The sequence below is a fragment of the Stenotrophomonas sp. 63632_Sma genome (genome assembly GCF_056482875.1).
In genome coordinates, this window is the sequence record NZ_CM151220.1 from 4,092,296 (window position 1) to 4,113,562 (window position 21,267).

Consider the following 21,267-nt stretch of genomic DNA (forward strand, 5'->3'; position numbering starts at 1 on the left):
CTGGCGCGGCCTCCGGAACATCGGGGCCGCGCTTTTTTGTACTGTTTTTCCCTGCGTGCAGGAGCAAGAGCAGCTGGGTCGAGCGCTTGAGGGAGAGGGGGCTGGGTGCGAATGTCCCCCGGCGCCGGCCTGCGGCCGTCACCTCCTCCTTTACTTCGTACCCAGCCCCTCTCCCTCCGCGTGTCAGGCGTCCAGGCGGCCTAGGCGGTGGCTCTCGACTGTCCGCAAGCCGAGCCGCTGCGCGGGTGGCAGGCGTTTGGACAAATGTCCCCCGTCGTCCGCCTGCGGCGGTCGCCTCCTCCTTTACTTTGTCCAAACGCCTGCCACCCGCGCAGCGGCCCCACCCTTCGCTGCAGCACTGATCGAAGAAAAAAAGCCCCGGCAGATGCCGGGGCTTCTCGTTCGCGAAGGCGCGGGCGCCTTACTTCTTCTTCGGCATGTATAGATCGGTGATCGTGCCGTCGTAGATTTCCGAGGCCATCGCCACCGATTCGCTCAGCGTCGGGTGGGCATGGATGGTGTGGCCGATGTCTTCAGCTTCGGCACCCATCTCGATGGCCAGGCCGATCTCGGCCAGCAGGTCACCGGCATGCACGCCAACGATGGCACCACCGATGATGCGGTGGGTCTCTTCGTCGAAGATCAGCTTGGTGAAGCCCTCGGTGCGGCCGATGCCGATCGCACGGCCACTGGCGGCCCACGGGAACTTGGCCACGCCGACCTTCAGGCCCTTGGCCTTGGCTTCGGTCTCGGTCACACCGACCCAGGCGATTTCCGGGTTGGTGTAGGCCACCGACGGGATCACGCGGGCCACCCATTCCTTCTTGTGGCCGGCAGCCACTTCGGCGGCCAGCTTGCCCTCGTGCGTGGCCTTGTGGGCCAGCATCGGGTTGCCGACGATGTCGCCGATGGCAAAGATGTGCGGCACGTTGGTGCGCATCTGGCGGTCGACCGGGATGAAGCCACGGTCGGTGACCTGCACGCCGGCCTTCTCGGCATCGATCTTCTTGCCGTTCGGCGAGCGGCCCACGGCCACCAGCACGCGGTCGAAGGTGCCCTGCGCCAGCGCAGGCGCCTGGCCTTCCTCGGCGGCGTCGAAGGTCACGGTGATGCCCTTGGCATCGGCGGTGACGCCCGACGCCTTGGTCTTCAGGTGGACTTCGATGCCCTGCTTCTTCAGGCGGTCGGCCAGCGGCTTGACCAGGTCCTTGTCGGCGCCCGGCATCAGCTGGTCCATGAACTCGACCACGGTGACCTTGCTGCCCAGCGCGCTGTACACGGTGGCCATTTCCAGGCCGATGATGCCGCCGCCGACGACCAGCAGCGAGCCCGGCACTTCGGCCAGCTCCAGCGCGTCGGTGGAGTCCATCACGCGCTTGTCGTCCCACGGGAAGTTCGGCAGCTTCACCGCCTGCGAACCGGCGGCGATGATGCACTTCTGGAAGCGCAGCAGCTGGGTGCTGCCATCAGCGGCGGTGATTTCCAGCTCGTTGGCCGAAACGAATTTGCCGACGCCCTGCACGCTGCGGACCTTGCGCTGCTTGGCCATGCCGGCCAGGCCCTTGGTCAGCTGGTTGACGACCTTTTCCTTGTACTCGCGCAGCTTGTCCAGGGTGATGGTCGGCTTGCCGAACTCGACGCCGAAATCACCGGCATGGGCCACTTCGTCGATCACCGCTGCGGCGTGCAGCAGCGCCTTGGACGGAATGCAGCCCACGTTGAGGCAGACGCCACCGAGGCTGGCGTAACGCTCGACCAGCACCGTATCCAGGCCGACGTCGGCGGCGCGGAAGGCGGCGGTATAGCCGCCCGGGCCCGAGCCCAGCACGACCATTTCGCATTCGATGTCGGCCGGCTTGCCGCTGGACAGCGCCGGCTTCGGCGCCGCCGGCTCAGCCGGGGCGCGGTGCGACGGGGTCACCGGCGGCTTGCTGGCCGGGGCGGCCGCAGCTGCGGCCGGCGCGGCGGCCTTGGCCGGGGCTTCGGCGGCGCCTTCGGCGTCCAGCACCACGACCACGGCGCCTTCGGACAGGGTGTCGCCGAGCTTGACCTTGATTTCCTTGACCACGCCGGCAGCCGAGGACGGCACTTCCAGGGTGGCCTTGTCCGATTCCAGGGTCACCAGACCCTGATCCTTCTTCACCGTGTCGCCGACGGCGACCAACACTTCGATCACCGGCACATCGCTGTAATCGCCGATGTCGGGAACCTTGACTTCAATCGTGGCCATGGTGGGTTTTCCTCGTGCCCGCGCGGCGGTACCGGCGGGCTGTCACTGCATCTGTTCACGCGGCCGCGCCAGGGGCGGCGGCCGCACGGTGGGGGCGAAGCGGTGCCTTACAGCAGCACGCGGCGCATGTCGGCCAGTACCTGCGACAGGTACGTGGTGAAGCGTGCGGCCAGGGCGCCATCGATGACGCGGTGGTCGTAGCTCAGCGACAGCGGCAGCATCAGCTTCGGTGCGAATTCCTTGCCGTTCCAGACCGGCTGGATGGACGACTTGGAGACGCCGAGGATGGCCACTTCCGGTGCATTGACGATCGGGGTGAACGCGGTGCCGCCGATGCCGCCCAGCGAGCTGATCGAGAAGCAGCCGCCACTCATGTCGGCCGGGCCGAGCTTGCCGTCGCGCGCCTTCTTGGCCAGTTCGCCGGTTTCCTGCGCGATCTGCACCACGCCCTTCTTGTCCACGTCGCGGATGACCGGCACGACCAGGCCGTTCGGCGTGTCGGCGGCAAAGCCGATGTGGAAGTACTTCTTCAGGGTCAGGTTTTCACCGCTGGCATCGAGCGAGGCGTTGAACTCCGGGAACTTCTTCAGCGCCGCGGCGCTGGCCTTGATCAGGAAGGCGAGCATGGTCAGCTTGATGCCGGCCTTCTCGTTTTCCTTGTTCAGCGCCACGCGCAGGCCTTCCAGGTCGGTAATGTCGGCCTGTTCGAACTGGGTGACGTGCGGGATCATGGCCCAGTTGCGGGCCAGGTTCGCACCCGAGATCTTCTTGATGCGCGACAGCGGCTGGACTTCGGTCTCGCCGAACTTGCTGAAGTCGACCTTCGGCCACGGCAGCAGGTTCAGGCCACCACCGGCAGCGACAGCAGCACCGCCGGCAGCCGGCACGCCGCCGCTGAGTGCGGCCTTGACGAACTTCTGCACGTCACCCTTGGTGATGCGGCCACCCTTCTCGGTGCCGTTGATCTGCAGCAGGTCCACACCCAGTTCGCGGGCGAACACACGCACCGCCGGGGTGGCATACGGCACCTTGGCCGGCAGCACGCCATCGGCGTTGAACTGCACCGGCGGGCTGGACGGGGTACCGGCCGAGGCGACCTCGCGGGCCGCCAGCTTGTCCGGCTGCGCCGGCACAGCGACCGGCTCGACCTTGGTGGCGGTCTCGGCGGCAGCCGGAGCGGCAGCAGCGGCTGCCTTGGTCGGCGCCGGCGCGGCAGCGCCCTCGGCCTCGATGATGGCGACCACATTGCCCTGCGACAGAGTGTCGCCGACCTTGACCTTCAGTTCCTTGACCACGCCAGCCACCGACGACGGCACTTCCATGGTGGCCTTGTCGCTTTCCAGCGTGACCAGGCCCTGGTCCTTCTTGACCGTGTCGCCGACGGCGACCAGCACTTCGATGACCGGAATGCCGGAATAGTCGCCGATATCCGGCACCAGCGCTTCAACCGCACCACCGCTGGCAGCCGGAGCGGCCGGCGCAGCTGCGGCCGGGGCCGGCGCGCTCTGGGTGGCGGCAGCCGGAGCTGCGGCCTTGGCCGGTGCCGGCGCGGCAGCTGCCGGCTTGGCAGCCTCGCCTTCAGCCACTTCGATCAGCGCCACGACCTTGCCCTCGGACAGGGTGTCACCGACCTTGACCTTGATCTCCTTGACCACGCCGGCCACGGCCGACGGCACTTCCATGGTCGCCTTGTCGCTTTCCAGCGTCACCAGGCCCTGGTCCTTCTTGACCGTGTCGCCGACGGCGACAAGCACCTCGATTACCGGGATATCGCTGTAGTCACCGATATCGGGGACAAGTGCTTCCTTGATTTCGGCCATGGGGATAACTCCGGCAATCTGGTGTAGGGAAACGTCTATTGTGCGGCCAGCGGGGGCCAGCGCCAACCGTTACAGGTGTTTTCAGTACTCACGCAGCCGGGACACGCTGTTGCTCATGGGTTGCGGCCGCGACCAGTCGGTAGCGTATTGTCCGGACGATGTCCGCTTCATGTCGCCAGTGCGTCGGCTACCGGCTGCCAGGCCTGGCGCAGCCGCGGCAGTGACCAGGCCGCGTTGGCCGGGCTGGTGGACGGCAGCGCCAGCAGCCTTGGCGGCGCCTCCAGGCCGGGCAGCACCCAACGCTGGAATGCCTTCAGCGATGCCGCACCGTTGCAGCCGATCAGCTCCAGCTCAGGAAGCGAAGCGATCAATGCCGGCAGCGCATTGGGTACTTCCGTGCCACGCACGATGTCGGCATCCAGGCTGCCACGCCGCTCGCACTGACCGATCACATCCCACAGACCCACACCGGCTGCCTGCAGTGCGCGCAGCCGTTGCGGGTACGCCAGGGCCACATCGAAGCCACAGATATCGGCCAGCACAGGCCAGAAGCGATTGCGCGGATGCGCGTAGTAGCGCTGCTCCTGCAATGACACAACGCCGGGCATCGAACCCAGCAGCAGCACCCTGCACTCCATGTTCACCTGCGCTTGCAGGCCGATGCACACCGTTGCTTCGCTCACATCTTCTCCAACTGCATGAATGTCGCCGAAGGCCGAAAAGCCCATGAAAACAGGCTTTTCGCTCCAGTCGCTGAACAAGGGAAACTATTTTTTAACGTGCGTCGGATTCGATTCATGTTGGGGCGACTACGGTGTGCTCGCCCCGCAACCGGGGGCCCAAAACAAGAAACATTAGGAGATACCCCCATGCGCTCCATCCGTATCCTGAGTCTCGCCCTGCTGACCTCCGCCGCCTTCGCGCCGGCCGCTTTCGCCCAGGACAGCAGCAGCACCGACACCGCTTCGGGCAAGCATTTTGCCGTTGTTGGCGGCATCTCGCTGCTGGAACCGAAGAACGACCCGATCACCGGCGTCAAGAAGACCGATGGTGGCCCGGCGCCGACCGTCAGCTTCAGCTACTACATCAACGACAACTGGGCCGTTGAACTGTGGGGCGCTGCCGACAAGTTCGACAACAAGTTCAAGGGCCCGAACAACGCCCGCCTGGGCTCGGTCGAGCAGCAGCCGATCGCGCTGAGCGGCCAGTACCACTTCGGCCAGGCTGACAACGTGTTCCGTCCGTTCGTGGGCGTGGGCTACTACCAGTCGAGCTTCAGCAACGAGAAGCTGGGCAACGGCGCTGACACCGACATCCGCTTCAAGGATGCCAAGGGCGTGATCGGCACCGTCGGCGTGGACATGAACATCAACTCCACCTGGTTCGCCCGTGCTGACGCCCGCTACATGCGCGCCCGCCCGGACGTGAAGGTTGGCGGCGAGAAGATCGGCGAAGCCAAGATGGATCCGTGGACCGTCGGCTTCGGCATCGGCGCCCGCTTCTGATCCAGGCTGCACCTGCTTCACTGATGTAACGCGACGGGCCCTTCGGGGCCCGTCGTCGTTTCCGTCACCCGCGTTCTGTAGAGTCGAGCTTGCTCGACTGCCTTTCGTAGAGTCGAGCTTGCTCGACTTTTGCAAGAGCAGTCGACTGACAGTCGACTCTACACACAGGATGCGGAGGCGCGATGCACGACGTCGACCTGCTGGTGATCGGTGGCGGTATCAACGGTGCCGGCATCGCCCGTGATGCCAGCGGCCGCGGCCTGCGCGTGCTGCTGTGCGAGCAGCACGACCTCGCTGCGCATACCTCCAGCGCCAGCAGCAAGCTGATCCACGGTGGCCTGCGCTACCTGGAACAGCGCGAGTTCGGTCTGGTACGCAAGGCCTTGGGCGAACGCGAAGTGGTACGCCGGCAGGCACCGTACCTGGTCCGCCCGCTGCGTTTCGTGCTGCCGTGGGAACCGCACCTGCGCCCACGCTGGATGCTGCGCGTGGGACTGTGGCTGTACGACCACCTGGGCCCACGCAGCCCGGCATTTCCCGCCTCGCGCGCCCTGGACCTTCAGCGTGATCCGCTCGGCCCCTGGCTCTCCCCGGATCTGCGGCAGGCCTTCAGCTACGCCGACGCGCAGGTCGATGACGCGCGTCTGGTACTGCTCAATGCCCTGGATGCTGCCTCGCGTGGCGCACAGGTACATGTGCGCAGCCGCTGCACCGAACTGCGCCCTGTGCAGGGCCGTTGGCAGGCCGTGCTGGAATCCGCCGATGGCCAGCAGCATGTGACCGCGCGCGCCGTCGCCAATGCGGCTGGCCCATGGGCCGGTGGCCTGCTGGAGCAGATGGAGGCCCGCAGCGGCGGCCCCGCGCTGCGGCTGGTACAGGGCAGCCACATCGTGCTGCGCCGCCCCTGGCCCGATGACAGTGCCTGCCTGCTGCAGCAGCCCGATGGCCGCGTGGTGTTCCTGCTGCCGTTCACCCACGATCATCTGCTGATTGGCACCACCGACACCGACTACCGCGGTGACCCGGCGCGCTGCAGCGTGCTGCCTTCCGAGGTGAGCTATCTGTGCGCGGCCGCCAGCCGCTATCTGCGTGAGCCGATCACTCCGGAAGACGTGGTCTGGCAGTTCGCCGGTGTACGTCCCCTGCTGGCCGACCCGGACCCGCGTGCGGCAACGCTGAGCCGCGACTACCGCCTTCAGCTGCAGTCCAACCCGGCGCCGGCGCTGCATGTGCTGGGCGGCAAGCTGACCACCTACCGGGTGCTGGCCGAGGAAGCGCTGAACCTGCTGCGCCCTGCCCTGCCACAGATGGGACCGGCCTGGACGGCAGGCGGGGACCCGCTGCCGGGCAGCGACTGGGGTGACGCCACACAGGCGCGCTCCCGCCTGCAGGCGCTGGCACCGTGGTTGCCCGTGGAGATCGCACGGCGTTGGGCCGAAGCCTACGGCAGCCGCAGCGCCGCCCTTCTGCAGGGTGCACGGGGCATGGACGATCTTGGAGAGGACTTCGGCGGCGGCCTGCATGCGCGGGAAGTGGCTTTCCTGCGCGACCACGAATGGGCCTGGGACGCCGAGGACGTGCTGTGGCGGCGGAGCAAGCTGGGGTTGCGGCTGGATGCTGCGCAGGTGGCGCGGCTGCAGGCGTGGATCGATAGACGGTAGAGTCGAGCTTGCTCGACTGGCATGAAAAGCAGTCGAGCAGGCTCGACTCTACCAACACCATCGCTACCGGAGACGCTACATGACGCCCCGCTACGTGCTGGCCATCGACCAGGGCACCACCAGTTCGCGCGCGATCCTGTTCGACCGCACCGGCGACATCGTCGGCAGCGCGCAGCGCGAATTCGCGCAGATCTTCCCGCAGCCGGGTTGGGTCGAGCATGACCCGCGCGAGATTCTCACCAGCGTCTATGCCACGCTGACCGAACTGCTCAGCCGCGGGCAGATCGACCCGCGCCACATCGCCGCACTGGGCATCACCAACCAGCGCGAAACCACCGTGGTCTGGGACCGTGCCACCGGACAGCCGATCCACAACGCCATCGTCTGGCAGTCGCGGCAGAGCCACGCCATCTGCGAGCGGCTGAAGTCCGAAGGGCATGAGGCGCTGATCCGCGAGCGCACCGGCCTGCTGATCGATGCCTATTTCTCCGCCACCAAGGTGCGCTGGATCCTCGACCACGTGGAGGGCGCGCAGCAGCGTGCCGAGCGCGGCGAGCTGCTGTTCGGCACCATCGACAGCTGGCTGGTCTGGAACCTCAGTGGTGGCCAGGCGCATGTGACCGACTACAGCAACGCGGCGCGCACGCTGCTGTTCAACATCCACACGCTGGACTGGGATGACGACCTGCTGGCGCTGCTGGACATCCCGCGCGCGATGCTGCCGCAGGTGCGCGATTCCAGCGCGGTGTACGCGCATACCCGGCCGCAGTTCTTCTTCGATCACCCGATTCCGATCGCCGGCATCGCCGGTGACCAGCAGGCGGCGCTGTTCGGCCAGGCCTGCTTCCAGCCGGGCATGGTCAAGAACACCTATGGCACCGGCTGCTTCATGCTGATGCACACCGGCGCGCAGGCGGTGCGTTCGCGCAATGGACTGCTGACCACCATCGCCTGGGGCCTGGACGGGCGCGTGGAATATGCGCTGGAAGGCTCGATCTTCATCGCCGGCTCGGTGGTGCAGTGGCTGCGCGATGGGTTGCGCATGATCGAACGCGCCAGCGACAGCCAGGCGCTGGCCGCGCAGGTGCCCGACAGCGGCGGTGCTTACCTGGTACCAGCATTTGTCGGCCTCGGTGCGCCCTATTGGCGAAGTGATGTGCGCGGCGCGATGTTCGGCCTGACCCGTGGCACCCGCAAAGCGCACTTCGTGCGTGCCGCGCTGGAGTCGATGGCCTACCAGACCCGCGACGTGCTCGATGCGATGCAGTCCGATGCCGGTATCGCGCTGACCGAGCTGCGCGCCGATGGCGGTGCGATCGGCAACGACTTCCTGGCCGGATTCCAGGCCGACATCCTTGGCGTGCCGCTGCTGCGGCCGCGGCTGACCGAGACCACCGCACTGGGTGCGGCCTACCTGGCCGGCCTGGCGGTGGGGTTCTGGACCAGCCGCGAACAGATCGCCACGCAATGGGGCCTGGACCGGCGCTTCGAGCCACAGATGGAGGTGGCGCGGCGCGAGAAGCTGTATGCGGGATGGCAGCAGGCCGTGGCGGCCACCCTCGCCTTCCACGTCGACTGACGGTAGTGCCGGCCGCTGGCCGGCAACCCTATGATGTTTGGGGGCGCCTGGAGATTGCCGGCCAGCGGCCGGCACTACCACATGGCCAGCGGCCGTCAGAACGCCGGCAGCACCGCGCCCTTGTACTTGGTCTCGATGAAGGCCTTCACCTGCGGGCTGGTCAGGGCCTTGGCCAGCTTCTGCACGCGGGCGTCGTCCTTGTTGTCCGGGCGTGCGACCAGGAAGTTCACGTACGGCGAGTCCTTGCTCTCGATCGCCAGTGCATCCTTGGTCGGGTTGAGGCCAGCGTCCAGTGCGTAGTTGGTGTTGATCAGGGCCAGGTCGACCTGGTCCAGCACGCGCGGCAGCATCGCCGAGTCCAGCTCGCGGAACTTCAGGTTCTTCGGATTGGCGCTGATGTCACGCTGGGTCGACAGCGCGTTGGTCGGATCCTTCAGCTCGATCACACCGGCCTTGTGCAGCAGGATCAGTGCACGGCTGTTGTTGCTCGGGTCGTTCGGGATCACCACGTCAGCACCTTCGCGCAGCTCGGCCAGCGACTTGATCTTGCGCGAATACGCACCGAACGGCTCGATGTGCACGCCGATCACCTTCACCAGATCGGTCTTGCGATCGCGGTTGTAGGCATCCAGATACGGCTCGGTCTGGAAGTAGTTGGCATCCACCTGCTTCTGCACCAGCTGGTCGTTGGGCTGCACGTAGTCGTTGAACACGCGCACGTCCAGGTCCACGCCTTCCTGCTTGAGGATGGGCTTGACCACTTCAAGGATCTCGGCATGCGGCACGGCCGTGGCGGCCACCACCAGCTTCTGCGAGGGCTCGCCGGACTTGCCGCAGGCGGTCAGGGCCAGCGCAGCGGCGAGCAGGGGCAGCAACAGGGTCTTCTTCATGGGCGGAAGGGTTCTCGGGGGGAGTGTCAGGAGTTGTCGTAGTTGCTCAGGGCGAGCTCAAGCAGCGCCTTGGCCTGCTCGCGCAGCATCACCGGTTCGACGATCTCGGCATCCGAGCCGTAGTGCAGCACGTCCATCAGCAGCTCGCGCGAGACGCTGTACGGCACCTTCAGTTCATAGCGGCCATCGGCCAGGAAGCGGCCCTGCTGCTTGGAATGCCAGTGCTCGTCGGCCACCCAGCGGGCGGCCTTGGCGCTGAACAGGATGGTCGCCCAGCCCTTCGGCGCACCGGAGAAGATGCCGTAGCTGGCCCCGAGCTGCTCGTCCAGCTCGCTGTCGGCCACGTCGCGGGCGGTGCTGTCGATCACCCGCGCCTTGTGGATGCGATCCACGGCAAAGCTGCGCAGCGCCTCGCGGTCATGGTCCCAGGCATCCAGGTACCAGTTGTCGCGATAGTGGGTCAGGCGCTGCGGCGAAACGGTGCGCTTGGTCGGCTCGTCGGTGGAACGGGCGCGGTACTCGAACGCCAGCTGGCGGCGCTCCAGCACCGCCGAAGCCACGCTGCGGAAGCTGCCTTCATCGAACTTGCGGCCACGGTGCGGAATCACCCGCACCCGGTCCACCGGCCAGCTGGAAACGCCAGCCTGGGCCGCCAGCAGGCTCTCGATGCGCTGCTGCAGCGGTGCCAGCACCGAGGACAGCACGCCGCCTCCGGTCCGCGCCAGCAGGTGCTGCGAGGCCAGCAGGGCATGCAGCTCCTCCGAGCTCAGCCACAGGCCGGGCAGCTCGAAGCGGTCGCTCTCGTCGGCCTGGTAACGGAAGCCGGCTTCGCCGTCGCCCTCGATCGGTGCCATCAGCGCATCGCGCAGGAAGGCCAGATCGCGGTAGACGGTGGCACGGGAGCAACCGAGCTTGTCCTGCAGGGTCGCCACCGTCACCGGATAGCGTGCGGACTTGAGCAGACGATGCAGGGCGGTGATGCGTTCGTATCGGTCCATACCCCCGATTATGTCCGAGTCGCGGGTCTTGTGTGGGACGTTTGGGCTATCGTGGTCGCCCCCACCCCTCTGGAACACCCGATGCGCCGGTTGCCTGCCCTGTCCCTGCTGGCCTGCCTGCTGCTGGCCGCCTGTGATCGCGCGCCCGCCCCGGCCAGCACCGAAGCGCCCGTGCCTGCGGCGGATCCGGCGCAGGCGGTGCTGGGCGCCAGCCAGCGCTTCTCGGCCCTGCGCAGCTTCCACGCCGAACTGGAGGTGCTGGGCGCGCCGCAGCCGGTGCGCAGCGCCATGGACTTCGTCGCCCCCGACCGCTTCCGGGTGCAGACCCCGGCCGGTCCGCAGACGATCATCGGCGACACCATGTTCCTGCAGGCCGACGACGCGATCCGGCAGGTGCCGACCCCGCCGGGCCTGCTCGAGCAATGGCGCAACCCGCTGCCGGCCGATGCCCTGCCCGCCGATCTGCAGGCCGAAGACCTGGGCAGCCAGTCGCTGGACGGGGTCGAGACGCGTCACTACCGCCTGCGTGGCGCGCAGCCCGGCGAACGCCTGGAGTACTGGGTGGACGCGCAGGGCCTGCCGCGGCAGATCGTACGCAGCGGCAGCAGCAATGGCCGCAGCTTCCAGCTGCGCCTGCGCTATTCGCGCTTCAACGACCCGGCATTGCGCGTCGATCTGCCCTGAATAGGCGATCGCGGCAACGCCTGCTGAAGAAACCGTTTGGATCGATTCGGACCGCCATCACGCTTCCAGTATCATCACCGGCTGTCAACCGCTTCGGAGAAGCCCCGATGTCCCTGCGCGTGTCCCTGCTGATCCCCCTGCTGCTGTGCGCACCGCTCGCGTATGCGCAGGATGCCTCCGAACTGGCGGCGATGTCCTCGCCGTGGAGCGGCAGTGGCGGCGAGCTCGGTTTCGCTTCGGCACGCGGCAACAGCAGCACCGAGAGCTTCAACGGCCGCCTGCGCCTGCGCTACACCGATGGCGACTGGGTGCACAGCATGGACCTGGCTGGCCTGCGCTCCAGCTCCAAGGTGATCGAGACCCGCGACGACGGCTCCACCAGCCGCCGCAACAACACCACCGCCAACCGTTATACCGGCAGTGCCGGCAGCGCGCTGCAGCTGGGCGAGCACCGCCAGCTGACGGCCACGGTGCGTACCGAGCGCGATGACTTCGCCACCTACGACCGCCAGAGCTCGTTCGGTCTGGGTTACGGCACCCGCCTGTGGAACACCGAGCGTTTCTCGTTCGACGCGCAGATCGGCCCCGGTGTGCGCCGCACCCACAGCACCGAGGACGACCGCACCCGCACCGGCATGATCGGCCGCGGCCTGTTCGACATGAAGTACTCGCTGACCGACAACACCGACCTGGTCAACACCCTGCTGGTCGAGTCGGGTTCCTACAACACCTTCGGCCAGAACGACTTCGGTGTTTCGGTGAGCATGAACGAACATCTGGCGCTGAAGGCCGGCTGGCAGGCGCGTTACAACAGTGACGTGGCCGAGGACAAGCGCAAGACCGATACGCTGACCACGATGAACGTGGTCTACAAATTCAAATAAGAAACGGGCGCCAAAGGCGCCCGTTCTTCTTTCGGTAGTGCCGGCCACTGGCCGGCAACTGCATTCAATCGGAGCACGAGGTTGCCGGCCAGCGGCCGACACTACCTGCGATGGCTCAGACGTTCAGCAGTTCGCCGGCACCGGCATCCAGCAGCATCTTCGCCACGCGCTGGCCCAGTGCTTCCGGGTCACTGGCCTGGCCGATCGCCTCGGCACGCACCGCACGGCCATCACTGGCACTGCCGACCAGGCCCTGCAGGTGCAGGTCGGTCCCCTGCCACTGCGCGATCGCCGCCACCGGCACGTGGCAGCTGCCATGCAACGCACGATTCATCGCTCGCTCGGCTTCCACGCAGGCACGGGTTTCCGCGTCATCCAAGCCCGCGAACAGCGCCATCAGGCGCGCATTGCCACCGTCGCACTCCACCGCCACCGCGCCCTGCGCCGGGGCCGGCAGCCACTGCGGCGGTTGCAGGCGCGCGACGATGCGCGCTCCCAGGCCCAGACGCTCCAGGCCGGCCACGGCCAGCACGATGGCGTCGTAGCCACCGTTGTCGAGCTTGGCCAGGCGGGTGTTGACGTTGCCGCGCAGGTCCAGCAGTTCCAGGTCCGGGCGCAGCGCGCGCAGCTGGGCCTGGCGGCGCAGCGACGAGGTGCCAACCCGCGCACCGATCGGCAGCGCATCCAGCGAGGCGTACAGGTTGGAGACGAAACCATCGGCCGGATCGTGGCGGGTCAGCATCGCCGGCAGCGCGAAGGGTTCATCCAGTTCCATCGGCACATCCTTCAGCGAATGCACGGCGCAGTCGGCCTCGCCACGCAGCATGGCCAGCTCCAGTTCCTTCAGGAACAGGCCCTTGCCACCGATGGCGGCCAGCGAGCGGTCCAGCACCTCGTCACCGCGGGTGCTCATCGGCACCAGTTCCACATGCAGGCCGGGGTGGGCCTGGCGCAGGCGATCGGCGACGTGTTCGCTCTGCCAGAGGGCGAGCGGGCTCTTGCGGGTGGCGATGCGGACGGTTTCCATCCGGTCATTATCGCGCCTATCGGCGGGATACGGCCAACGGCGGAGCCCCTCGTGGCTGGTGCGTCGGCTGGATCTATCGCGCTTGGCCGGACGGGGTGGGTTCGCGGGGGACGCCGTGAATCCGTCCATGGAGGCTTGGCCGCGGCATCCATGCCGCGGACACCCCCGCGAACCCACCCCGCCCGGCCTATGACAGTTTCCGTGCGCGCCAGCCACGGAAGATCAAAAGAAAAGCAGAGCAACAGCGGGTCGCTTCGCTCTGAGTCGAGCATGGCTCGACTCTACATTTCTCTCCCCACCCGATAACAACAATGCTTTTGCTGTCCGATGCAGTGGAGAACGAGAGGGTTGGGCCGGGGTGGGGTGGCGGGACCGTTGGCGCCATGGGCCCGAGGCATGCCTCGGGCGGGTTGGGCAGGACGCCCTACCCCGGTCTTGCCGTGTGCGCAGGATTGCGCACACGTGCAAGGCGCCATCGAGACCCCATGGATGGGTTTACGGCGTGTCCCGCTCGCCCATCCCGCCTCACCCAGCACGTAGAAACACCGAGCCATGACCCGCTGTTGCTGTTGCTGTTGCTTCAGACGTTGCTCGTAAGCAGTCGCGGCCGCAGGCCGCGCGGACACCTCACAGGTGCCGCAACTCCTGCTTCAGCGTCGCCACGCAGCGGCGGCTGACTTCCAGCGGTTGCTTGCCATGGCGCAACATCGCCTGCACCTGCCCACCCGTGCCACGACGCAGCTCCACCAGCTCATGGCGCGCCACCAGGCAGTTGCGATGGATGCGGATGAAGCGGCTGGCGAACTCTTCTTCCAGCGACTTCAGCGACTCTTCGATCAGGTCCTCGCCGCGCGCGTGGTGCACCACCACGTACTTCTCTTCGGCCTGCAGGTAATGGATGTCGTCCAGCGGAATCAAGCGCAGGCTGCCGCGCAGGCGCGCGCACAGCATGCTGCGCGCCTGCTGCCCGCGGTGGTCCTGTGGCTGGCCATCGCGGCCGGCCAGGAACGTGCGCGCGCGCGCGATGGCCGCGGCCAGACGCTCGGCACGTACCGGCTTCATCAGGTAATCAATCGCGGCCGCCTCGAACGCCGACAGCGCATGCGCATCGTAAGCGGTGCAGAACACCACCGCCGGCCGCGGCTCGAAGCTGGCCAGGTGGCGGGCGGCTTCCAGGCCATCCAGCCCGGGCATGGCGATATCCAGCAGGACCAGGTCCGGCTGCAGCTCCGCGCACGCGTGCAGGGCCTGCTCGCCGTTGCCGGCCTCGGCCACCACATCCACGCCGTCCTGCGCGGCCAACAGGCTGCGCAGGCGCTCACGCGCCAGCGGTTCGTCATCGGCGATGACTACCCTCACGATCGCTCCCTCACTGGATCGGCACTGTCACCTGGCAGGCATAGTAGCCCTCGCTCCAGCCAGCCGTCATCCGCGCGGCGCTGCCGAAGCGCCAGGCCAGCCGATGGCCGATGCTGTGCTGGGCATGGCCGGCACCGCGCGCCAGGGCCAGCCCGGGGGCCTGCGGGTCGGGCGCCGGATTGCGCACGCAGATCTGCAGTTCATTGCCCTGGCGCATCAGCTGCAACTCGATGGTGCCACCCTCGGGCAGCCGCGAGATGCCATGCAGCACGGCGTTCTCCACCAGCGGCTGCAGTACCAGGCGAGGCAGGGGAAGATCCCAGGGCAGCGGTTCGTCGCGCTGCCAGCGCACCTGCAGGCGCTCGCCAAGGCGCAGTGATTCGATCGACAGGTAGCGCTCGGCCAGCTCGCATTCGTCACGCAGGGTGGAATCACCCTCGCCCGCCCCCAGCGCGGCACGGAACAGATCGGACAGGTCCAGCACCGCACGCTCGGCCACGACCGGGTCGCGATGCAGCAGGCTGGCGATCAGGTTCATGCTGTTGAACAGGAAATGCGGGCGGATCCGCGCCTGCAGGGCATCGGCCTGTGCGCGTGCGTTGGCCTGTACCTGCGCGGCCCAGCGATCACTCACGTAGAAGTAGCGCAGGGCCAAGGCAGTGATCAGCGCCGTCGTCGCCGCGCTGCCCAGCGTGAAGCGCCAGAAGCTGATGCCGCGGGCGAAGCTGTCGCCAAGCACCGCGTACAGGGCATGCACGATGCCCGCGCAGACCACCGCGATCAGCGTCGCCAGTGCGATGGCCGAGACCGCCCCCAGAACCTGTGGCAACCTCGACAACGCGTTCCGCAGCAGGCACAGGCTGGCCGTTACGGCCAGCGCCAGCCACAACGCGAAACCACTGGCCGACAGCAGTTCGCCCACAGTCCAGTGGCGGCTGCCATCCGGGGCCAGGGCCAGCACCACCACCACCAGTTCGGCCAGGCCGAGCATCGCCGCCAGCCGCGGCAGGCGGCACAGTTCCGGCATCCAGGGCGGGGCGCTGGCCGGCGGCATGGGTCAGGCAGCGCCCAGGCGTTCCTGCAACCAGTCACCCAGCGCCTGGATCTCTTCGGCGCAGACCTGGTGGGCCATCGGGTAACTGTGCCATTCCACCTCCAGGCCCAGCGCCTGCAGTGCCTGCGCACTGTGTGCGGCCACCGCCTGCGGAATCACCGGATCGCTGCTGCCATGGGCCATGAACACCGGCACCTGCACGGCGCCTTCAGCGCGCTTTGCGCCGTCGGCTTCGGGCAGGTAGGTGGACAGCGCGATCAGGCCGGCCAGCGGCGCAGTGCGTGACAGCGCGGCGGTCAGGATGATCGCGCCCCCCTGCGAGAAACCGGCCAGGAAGATCTTCTCCGGCGCGATGCCACGCTCGATCTCGCGCGCGATCAGCGCATCCAGCTGCACCACCGATTCCTGCACGCCCACCATGTCGGCGCGCGATCGGAAATCCATGCCGACGATGTCGTACCAGCCGCGCATCGGCACGCCGTTGTTGATCGTGATCGGCCGCACCGGTGCATGCGGGAACACGAAGCGCAGCGCCGGCCAATGCGGACGCACCAGCTCCGGCACGATCGGCGCGAAGTCGTGGCCATCGGCACCGAGGCCGTGCAGCCAGATCACCGACCACTGCGGCGAGGCGCCGGTCTCCTGTTCCACCGTTTGCAGCATGATGCGGCTCCTTCAAGTTCGAGCCGCATTATGCCGCTGCCGCGGGACGATCAGTACAGCGGCGGTTGTTCGGCCGCTTCCCGGCGCAGCTGCGCGGCACGTACCAGCACCGGCGGCGGGATGTTCTCCTCGGGGATATCAAGCAGGCCAAGACGGTGCAGGAAGGCGCCGGGGCCACGCGAAGACGTCAGTGCCACCACCGGTACCGCCAGCACCATGCCGATCACCACCGGCGCCATCCACGCGGCCAGCGATGGCGACACCGCCCAGGCCAGCATGCCCATGAAGGCGCCGAACACCCCCAGCCCACCGTAGCCACGGATCAGCGCCAGCCACGAAATGCCACCATCGTCACGCTGCTGCGCGTCCCACCCCGAATCGCGGCCGGACAGTACTTCGGCCACGCCGCGCGACTGCACGTACATCACCACTGGCGCCATCAGCGCGGCCAATACGGTTTCCACCAGCATCGAGACGAACGCGCGCAGGGCACCGCCACACCCGCGGCGGTCGACCGGGTCCAGCAGCATCGCCAGGTAACCCAGCACCTTGGGCAGCAGCAGCACCGCCATGGTCGCCGCGAACAGGCGCACCACCTGTTCCTCATCCTGGGCCCGCCAGTACACGCTGGGCGACAGGTGCAGCAGCGCGTTGAAATCGATGCCTTCCTGGAACAACGGGATGGCGATGCCGATCAGCATCAGCATCGCCCACATCGGCGCAGTGAAGTAATGACCGATGCCGATCAGCATGTGCATGCGGCTGATCCAGTGCAGGCCACGGCTGCCGACCACCTTGCCGTGCTGCAGGTTGCCCTGGCACCAGCGGCGGTCGCGCACCAGCAGGTCGGTCAGGGTCGGCGGACCTTCTTCATAGCTGCCGCCCAGGTACGGCACCATGTGCGCGGCCCAGCCGCCACGACGCATCAGCGCCGCTTCGACGAAGTCATGGCTGAGCACGTGGCCACCGAACGGCTTGCGCCCCGGCAGCGCCGGCAGCCCGGCCTGATCGGCGAAGGCGCGGGTGCGGATGATGGCATTGTGGCCCCAGTAATTGCTCTCGGCACCGTGCCACCAGGCCACGCCACGGGCGATCACCGGACCGTACACACGGCCGCCGAACTGCTGCATGCGCGCGAACAGGGTGCGCCCGCCGATCACCGACGGCAGGGTCTGGATCAGGCCGACGTCGGCGTTGTGCTCCATGCCCGCGACCAGGCGCACGATGCTGTCGCCGGTCATCAGGCTGTCGGCGTCGAGGATCAGCATCTGCGGGTAGGCACCGCCGAAGCGGCGGACCCAGTCGGCGATGTTGCCGGCCTTGCGCCCGCTGTTGTCGCCACGGCGGCGGTAGAACAGCCGCGCCTGGCCATCGGGCACGCGCTCGCGCAGTTCGGCGAACACCTGCTCTTCGGCCCGCGCGATGTCTTCGCGCCGGGTATCACTGAGCACGAAGAAGTCGAACCGGTCGAGCTGGCCGGTGGCGGCCACCGACTCGTAGATCGCCTGCAGGCCGGCCAGCAGCCGGCGCGGATCTTCGTTGTAGGTCGGCATCAGCAGCGCGGTGCGGCTGTGCACCGTCGGCAGTGGCTTGTCCGGGTCGATGCCGAGGCGATACCCCCGGTCGAACACGGCAGTCAGGAAGCCGGCCACGGCGCTGGCGAAAGACAGCGCGATCCAGGCGAACAGGCCGACAAACAGCACCAGCAGGCAGGCCTCGAGCACGCTGATGCCATTGGCCGACAGCACCCGCCACATCATCCGGGTAGCGATGGCGGTCATCGCCAGCGTGCCGCCGAAGATATAGAACCGGCGCAGGCCGATCAGCCGCGGCGAGGTGCGGTGGCGGCGAACCTTCAGTTGGCCTTCGCGCAGGGTCTGCTCGGGCATCTGCAACGGCGATTCGGCCGGCAGCAGCGTCCAGCCGGCATCAAGCCGGGACGTATCTGCTTCCGCATGGATGGTCTGCACCTCCATTGCCGCCTACTCCGCGCAGTCGGCACGGCCGGCCATCCCGGCCGGGCTGCATGCACCAAGGTTCCCGGCGCGCTTTCCCGGCGCCCGCACTTGTCCTGGCTGCGTCGGCGTCACGCCACGCAGTCGCTGTCTGTCACTACCGGAACCCACACGATCTCCAACGGGGCGGAATCGAAAATGCGGCTCAGTCTAGGGCGCCGGATGTAAGCCGAGTGCGAAGGTCTACGCCGGGATTTGTCCCCATTCAGCAAACAGCAGGCGAGTGCCGGGGCAGGGGAACGGATGTCACTTGGTCGCCCCAGGTACTGGATCGTAACAAACGCGAACGGTTATCATTTCATTAACCAGGCAGGTCACCGTCTTCCGCACGGCCGAGACCCACCCAGCTGCGCCGGTTCCAACCCAGCGCCCAACGACCCATGGAAGGGGGCTGCCTGCTGTCTGCGTGCGCCTGCTGCTTCCACCGGGTCCCCCTCCTCCGATGGAAGCCGTCATGTCCCTGTCGTTCCGTACCCCTTCCGCGCGCCTGCCGCGCACCCGCTTGGCCTGCGCTCTGGCCACCGCCTGCCTGCTGGCCCTGCCCGGCCTGGCCGCCGCAGAGGCCAGCGCCGATGCCTCCACCAAGGATCTGGATACCGTGGTGGTCACCGCCTCGGGCAACCAGCAATGGATCAAGGATGCACCGGCCAGCATCAGCGTGATCAGCCGCGAGGACATCGAGCGCCAGCCGGTGCACGACCTGGCCACCCTGCTCAGCCGCGTGCCGGGCGTGACCGGTGGCCTCAGCGCGGTCGGCGAGCAGTCCAAGATCAAGCTGCGTGGCATGCCGTCCAATTACACGCTGGTGCTGGTGGACGGCAAGCGCATGGGCAGCTCGGCCTCGACCAACTACCGTCCCGACCTCGGCCGCCAGGATCTGAACTGGATCTCGCCCGACCAGATCGAACGCATCGAGGTGGTGCGCGGACCAATGTCGTCGCTGTACGGCTCCGACGCCATGGGCGGCGTGATCAACATCATCACCAAGCGCATCGGTGATGACTGGAACGGCAGCGCCACCCACAGCTATACCCGCCCGGGTGATAGCAAGCGCGGTGATACCCAGCAGATCGGTGCGACGTTCTCCGGCCCGCTCGGCGAGCGCTTCGGCCTGCGCATCGGTGCCAACAGCATGCGCCGCGACTCGGACCGCTCCAACGGTGGTGTCTATGGCAATGCCTACGCCGGCGAGAAGGACCGCAATGTCGACGCGCTGCTGCAGTGGAAGCTCAGCGATGCGCAGGAACTGTCGCTGGAAGCCGGCCACGGCGTGCAGCAGGCCTTCATCGACGCATCGCTGGAAAAGCAGGACGAAGGCGCCTGGGGTGCCAGCGAACTCAAGCGCAGCTCGCTGGCACTCAACCACGATGGCAAGTGGAGCTTCGGCAACTCGAAGCTCAGCGCGTACTGGACCGAGTACAAGAACGACATCGGCGCCACCGGCCGCTCCGAGGCCACCGATACCATCATCGAAGGCAGCCTGACCACGCCGTTCACGCTGGGGGTTGAACACCAGTTCGCCGTCGGTGGCCAGTGGAAGCGCCAGGAACTGACCAACACCGATACCATCGGCCGCGCGCCGATCGACTATGCCGGCAATGCCGTCAGCGGCTCCAACCTGGAAGTGGATACCTGGGCACTGTTTGTCGAGGACGAACTGAAGCTGCACCGCACGCTGGCGCTGACCCTGGGCGCACGCCTGGATCATCATGAGAAGTTCGGCAGCCACGTCAGCCCCCGCGCCTACCTGGTCTGGCACCCGGCCGAACAGTGGACGATACGTGGTGGTGTTTCCAAGGGCTTCCGCGCGCCCAGCCTGACCGAGAACTCGCCCAGCGCGGCCACCCAGTCCGGCGGCCGCGGCTGCACCTCGCTGATCCCGCTGGGCTATACCCGTGGCGGCTGCTACATGGCCGGCAACCCGGACCTGGACCCTGAAACCAGCACCAACCGAGAGATCGGCATCAGCTTCGACAATGACCTGTTCGATGCCGGCCTGACCTACTTCCATACCGACTTCAAGAACAAGATCGAGTACGCGCCCCTGGGCAAGTTCAACGGCATCTGGTGGACGCGCATGAGCAACGTGCAGCGCGCGCGCACCAGTGGCATGGAAGGCAACTTCAATGTCCGCTTCGGCGAGCAGTGGCGCTGGCGCACCTCGGCCACCTGGATGAAGGAAGCCAAGAACCTGACCATCGGCAGGAACCTGATCGATACGCCGGAGTTTTCCGGCTATTCGTCGCTGGACTGGACGCCCAACACGGTGTTTTCCAGCAGCCTGTCGGCGCAGTACACCGGCAAGCAGACCGGTACGGCCACGACCTTCCTCAAGGCCTACACCCTGTATGACCTGACCGCTGCCTGGAACGTCAACGAGGTGCTGACCCTGCGCGGCGGTGTCAGCAACCTGGCCGACAAGAAGCTGTATGCGGAAGGCTCCACCGACTACTTCGTGGCCGGGCGCAGCTACTTCATGAGCATGACCGCGCGGTTCTGACCGGCTGCGCGCGCCGCGATCGCGCTGGCAGCACGCCAGCGCGATCGGCGGTGTTGCGGATTACTCGCTTTCCAGCGCGGCCGCGGCCGCGTTCTGCGTAGCGGCCGTGCGTGCACGGTCCATCGCTACCGCCAGTTGCTGGCGTGCGAGCAGTTGTTGTGCCTGCACCACTTCAGGTGTCGGCAGGAGCACCGGTCCCGGTGCGTTTTCCGGTATAGCAGGTGTGGTCATGCAACCTCCATGGACATCCCGCCGCCGCCCGGGTTCAGCTGGGGCGGCAGCGGAACTGCGCACCCTATCCTAAAAACAAGGCGGATGGGTGACGGTGCGGCGCCCCGCCGCAAGCCTGCACATGCCGGGCGCGTCACATTTTTGACGGTTGGGGGTAGTTTCCTGAA

17 protein-coding genes are annotated in these 21,267 nt (G+C 67.2%); 6 read left to right on the forward strand and 11 right to left on the reverse strand.

What is annotated here, in order from left to right:
• Positions 1–421 precede the first annotated feature (421 nt).
• The 3 genes from lpdA to ACZK45_RS18995 form a co-directional block, all read right to left on the reverse strand.
• Positions 422–2,230, reverse strand: a complete 1,809-nt coding sequence (gene lpdA, locus ACZK45_RS18985) for a dihydrolipoyl dehydrogenase (protein ID WP_478445074.1) — start codon at positions 2,228–2,230, stop codon at positions 422–424.
• Between the two features lie 107 nt (positions 2,231–2,337).
• Positions 2,338–4,050: a dihydrolipoyllysine-residue acetyltransferase gene (gene aceF, locus ACZK45_RS18990; RefSeq protein WP_071229582.1), complete on the reverse strand. Its 1,713-nt coding sequence runs from the start codon at positions 4,048–4,050 to the stop codon at positions 2,338–2,340.
• A gap of 167 nt (positions 4,051–4,217) precedes the next feature.
• Complete coding sequence (locus ACZK45_RS18995) at positions 4,218–4,733, reverse strand: DNA-deoxyinosine glycosylase (RefSeq protein ID WP_478057580.1); 516 nt, start codon at positions 4,731–4,733, stop codon at positions 4,218–4,220.
• Positions 4,734–4,919: 186 nt separating this feature from the next.
• On the opposite strand from ACZK45_RS18995, the gene ACZK45_RS19000 reads away from it, so the two are divergent.
• The 3 genes from ACZK45_RS19000 (at position 4,920) to glpK (ending at position 8,795) form a co-directional block, all read left to right on the forward strand.
• A complete protein-coding gene (locus ACZK45_RS19000; RefSeq protein ID WP_032129052.1) occupies positions 4,920–5,555 on the forward strand; it encodes an OmpW/AlkL family protein in 636 nt (211 codons plus the stop codon).
• Between the two features lie 182 nt (positions 5,556–5,737).
• Complete coding sequence (gene glpD, locus ACZK45_RS19005; protein WP_253143449.1) at positions 5,738–7,216, forward strand: glycerol-3-phosphate dehydrogenase; 1,479 nt, start codon at positions 5,738–5,740, stop codon at positions 7,214–7,216.
• 79 nt (positions 7,217–7,295) lie between these two features.
• Positions 7,296–8,795, forward strand: coding sequence for a glycerol kinase GlpK (glpK, locus tag ACZK45_RS19010; RefSeq protein WP_125893384.1), 1,500 nt, complete (start codon positions 7,296–7,298; stop codon positions 8,793–8,795).
• Positions 8,796–8,890: 95 nt separating this feature from the next.
• On the opposite strand, the gene ACZK45_RS19015 is transcribed toward glpK, so the two are convergent.
• Both ACZK45_RS19015 and ACZK45_RS19020 read right to left on the reverse strand, forming a co-directional pair.
• Entirely contained in the window at positions 8,891–9,685 is a 795-nt protein-coding gene (locus ACZK45_RS19015) for a MetQ/NlpA family ABC transporter substrate-binding protein (protein ID WP_049399178.1), read from the reverse strand.
• Positions 9,686–9,711: 26 nt separating this feature from the next.
• Positions 9,712–10,683 (reverse strand): helix-turn-helix transcriptional regulator, encoded by a 972-nt coding sequence (locus tag ACZK45_RS19020; protein WP_010481302.1) that lies wholly within the window; start codon positions 10,681–10,683, stop codon positions 9,712–9,714.
• 81 nt (positions 10,684–10,764) lie between these two features.
• Between ACZK45_RS19020 and ACZK45_RS19025 the strand changes: the two genes are divergently transcribed.
• Positions 10,765–11,367, forward strand: a complete 603-nt coding sequence (locus tag ACZK45_RS19025) for a LolA family protein (RefSeq protein ID WP_049399177.1) — start codon at positions 10,765–10,767, stop codon at positions 11,365–11,367.
• A gap of 107 nt (positions 11,368–11,474) precedes the next feature.
• Positions 11,475–12,251, forward strand: coding sequence for a DUF481 domain-containing protein (locus ACZK45_RS19030; protein WP_010481298.1), 777 nt, complete (start codon positions 11,475–11,477; stop codon positions 12,249–12,251).
• A 115-nt stretch (positions 12,252–12,366) separates the two neighbouring features.
• Here the strand turns inward: ACZK45_RS19030 and hemC are convergent, their stop codons facing one another.
• The 5 genes from hemC to mdoH all read right to left on the reverse strand — a co-directional run bounded on the left by hemC (position 12,367) and on the right by mdoH (position 18,330).
• Entirely contained in the window at positions 12,367–13,278 is a 912-nt protein-coding gene (gene hemC / locus ACZK45_RS19035) for a hydroxymethylbilane synthase (protein ID WP_478445075.1), read from the reverse strand.
• Between the two features lie 627 nt (positions 13,279–13,905).
• Positions 13,906–14,637 carry a LytR/AlgR family response regulator transcription factor gene (locus ACZK45_RS19040; RefSeq protein WP_010481294.1) on the reverse strand — a complete coding sequence of 244 codons (732 nt, stop codon included), beginning with the start codon at positions 14,635–14,637 and terminating at the stop codon, positions 13,906–13,908.
• 10 nt (positions 14,638–14,647) lie between these two features.
• Positions 14,648–15,691 (reverse strand): histidine kinase, encoded by a 1,044-nt coding sequence (locus ACZK45_RS19045; protein ID WP_279912289.1) that lies wholly within the window; start codon positions 15,689–15,691, stop codon positions 14,648–14,650.
• A gap of 3 nt (positions 15,692–15,694) precedes the next feature.
• Positions 15,695–16,354: an alpha/beta hydrolase gene (locus ACZK45_RS19050; protein WP_080291776.1), complete on the reverse strand. Its 660-nt coding sequence runs from the start codon at positions 16,352–16,354 to the stop codon at positions 15,695–15,697.
• 50 nt (positions 16,355–16,404) lie between these two features.
• Positions 16,405–18,330, reverse strand: coding sequence for a glucans biosynthesis glucosyltransferase MdoH (gene mdoH, locus ACZK45_RS19055; RefSeq protein ID WP_032128590.1), 1,926 nt, complete (start codon positions 18,328–18,330; stop codon positions 16,405–16,407).
• Positions 18,331–18,823: 493 nt separating this feature from the next.
• Between mdoH and ACZK45_RS19060 the strand changes: the two genes are divergently transcribed.
• A complete protein-coding gene (locus ACZK45_RS19060; protein WP_478445076.1) occupies positions 18,824–20,869 on the forward strand; it encodes a TonB-dependent receptor domain-containing protein in 2,046 nt (681 codons plus the stop codon).
• A gap of 60 nt (positions 20,870–20,929) precedes the next feature.
• Here ACZK45_RS19060 and ACZK45_RS19065 read toward each other — a convergent pair whose 3' ends face one another.
• Complete coding sequence (locus ACZK45_RS19065; protein ID WP_165929944.1) at positions 20,930–21,100, reverse strand: hypothetical protein; 171 nt, start codon at positions 21,098–21,100, stop codon at positions 20,930–20,932.
• Between the last annotated feature and the right edge of the window lie 167 nt (positions 21,101–21,267).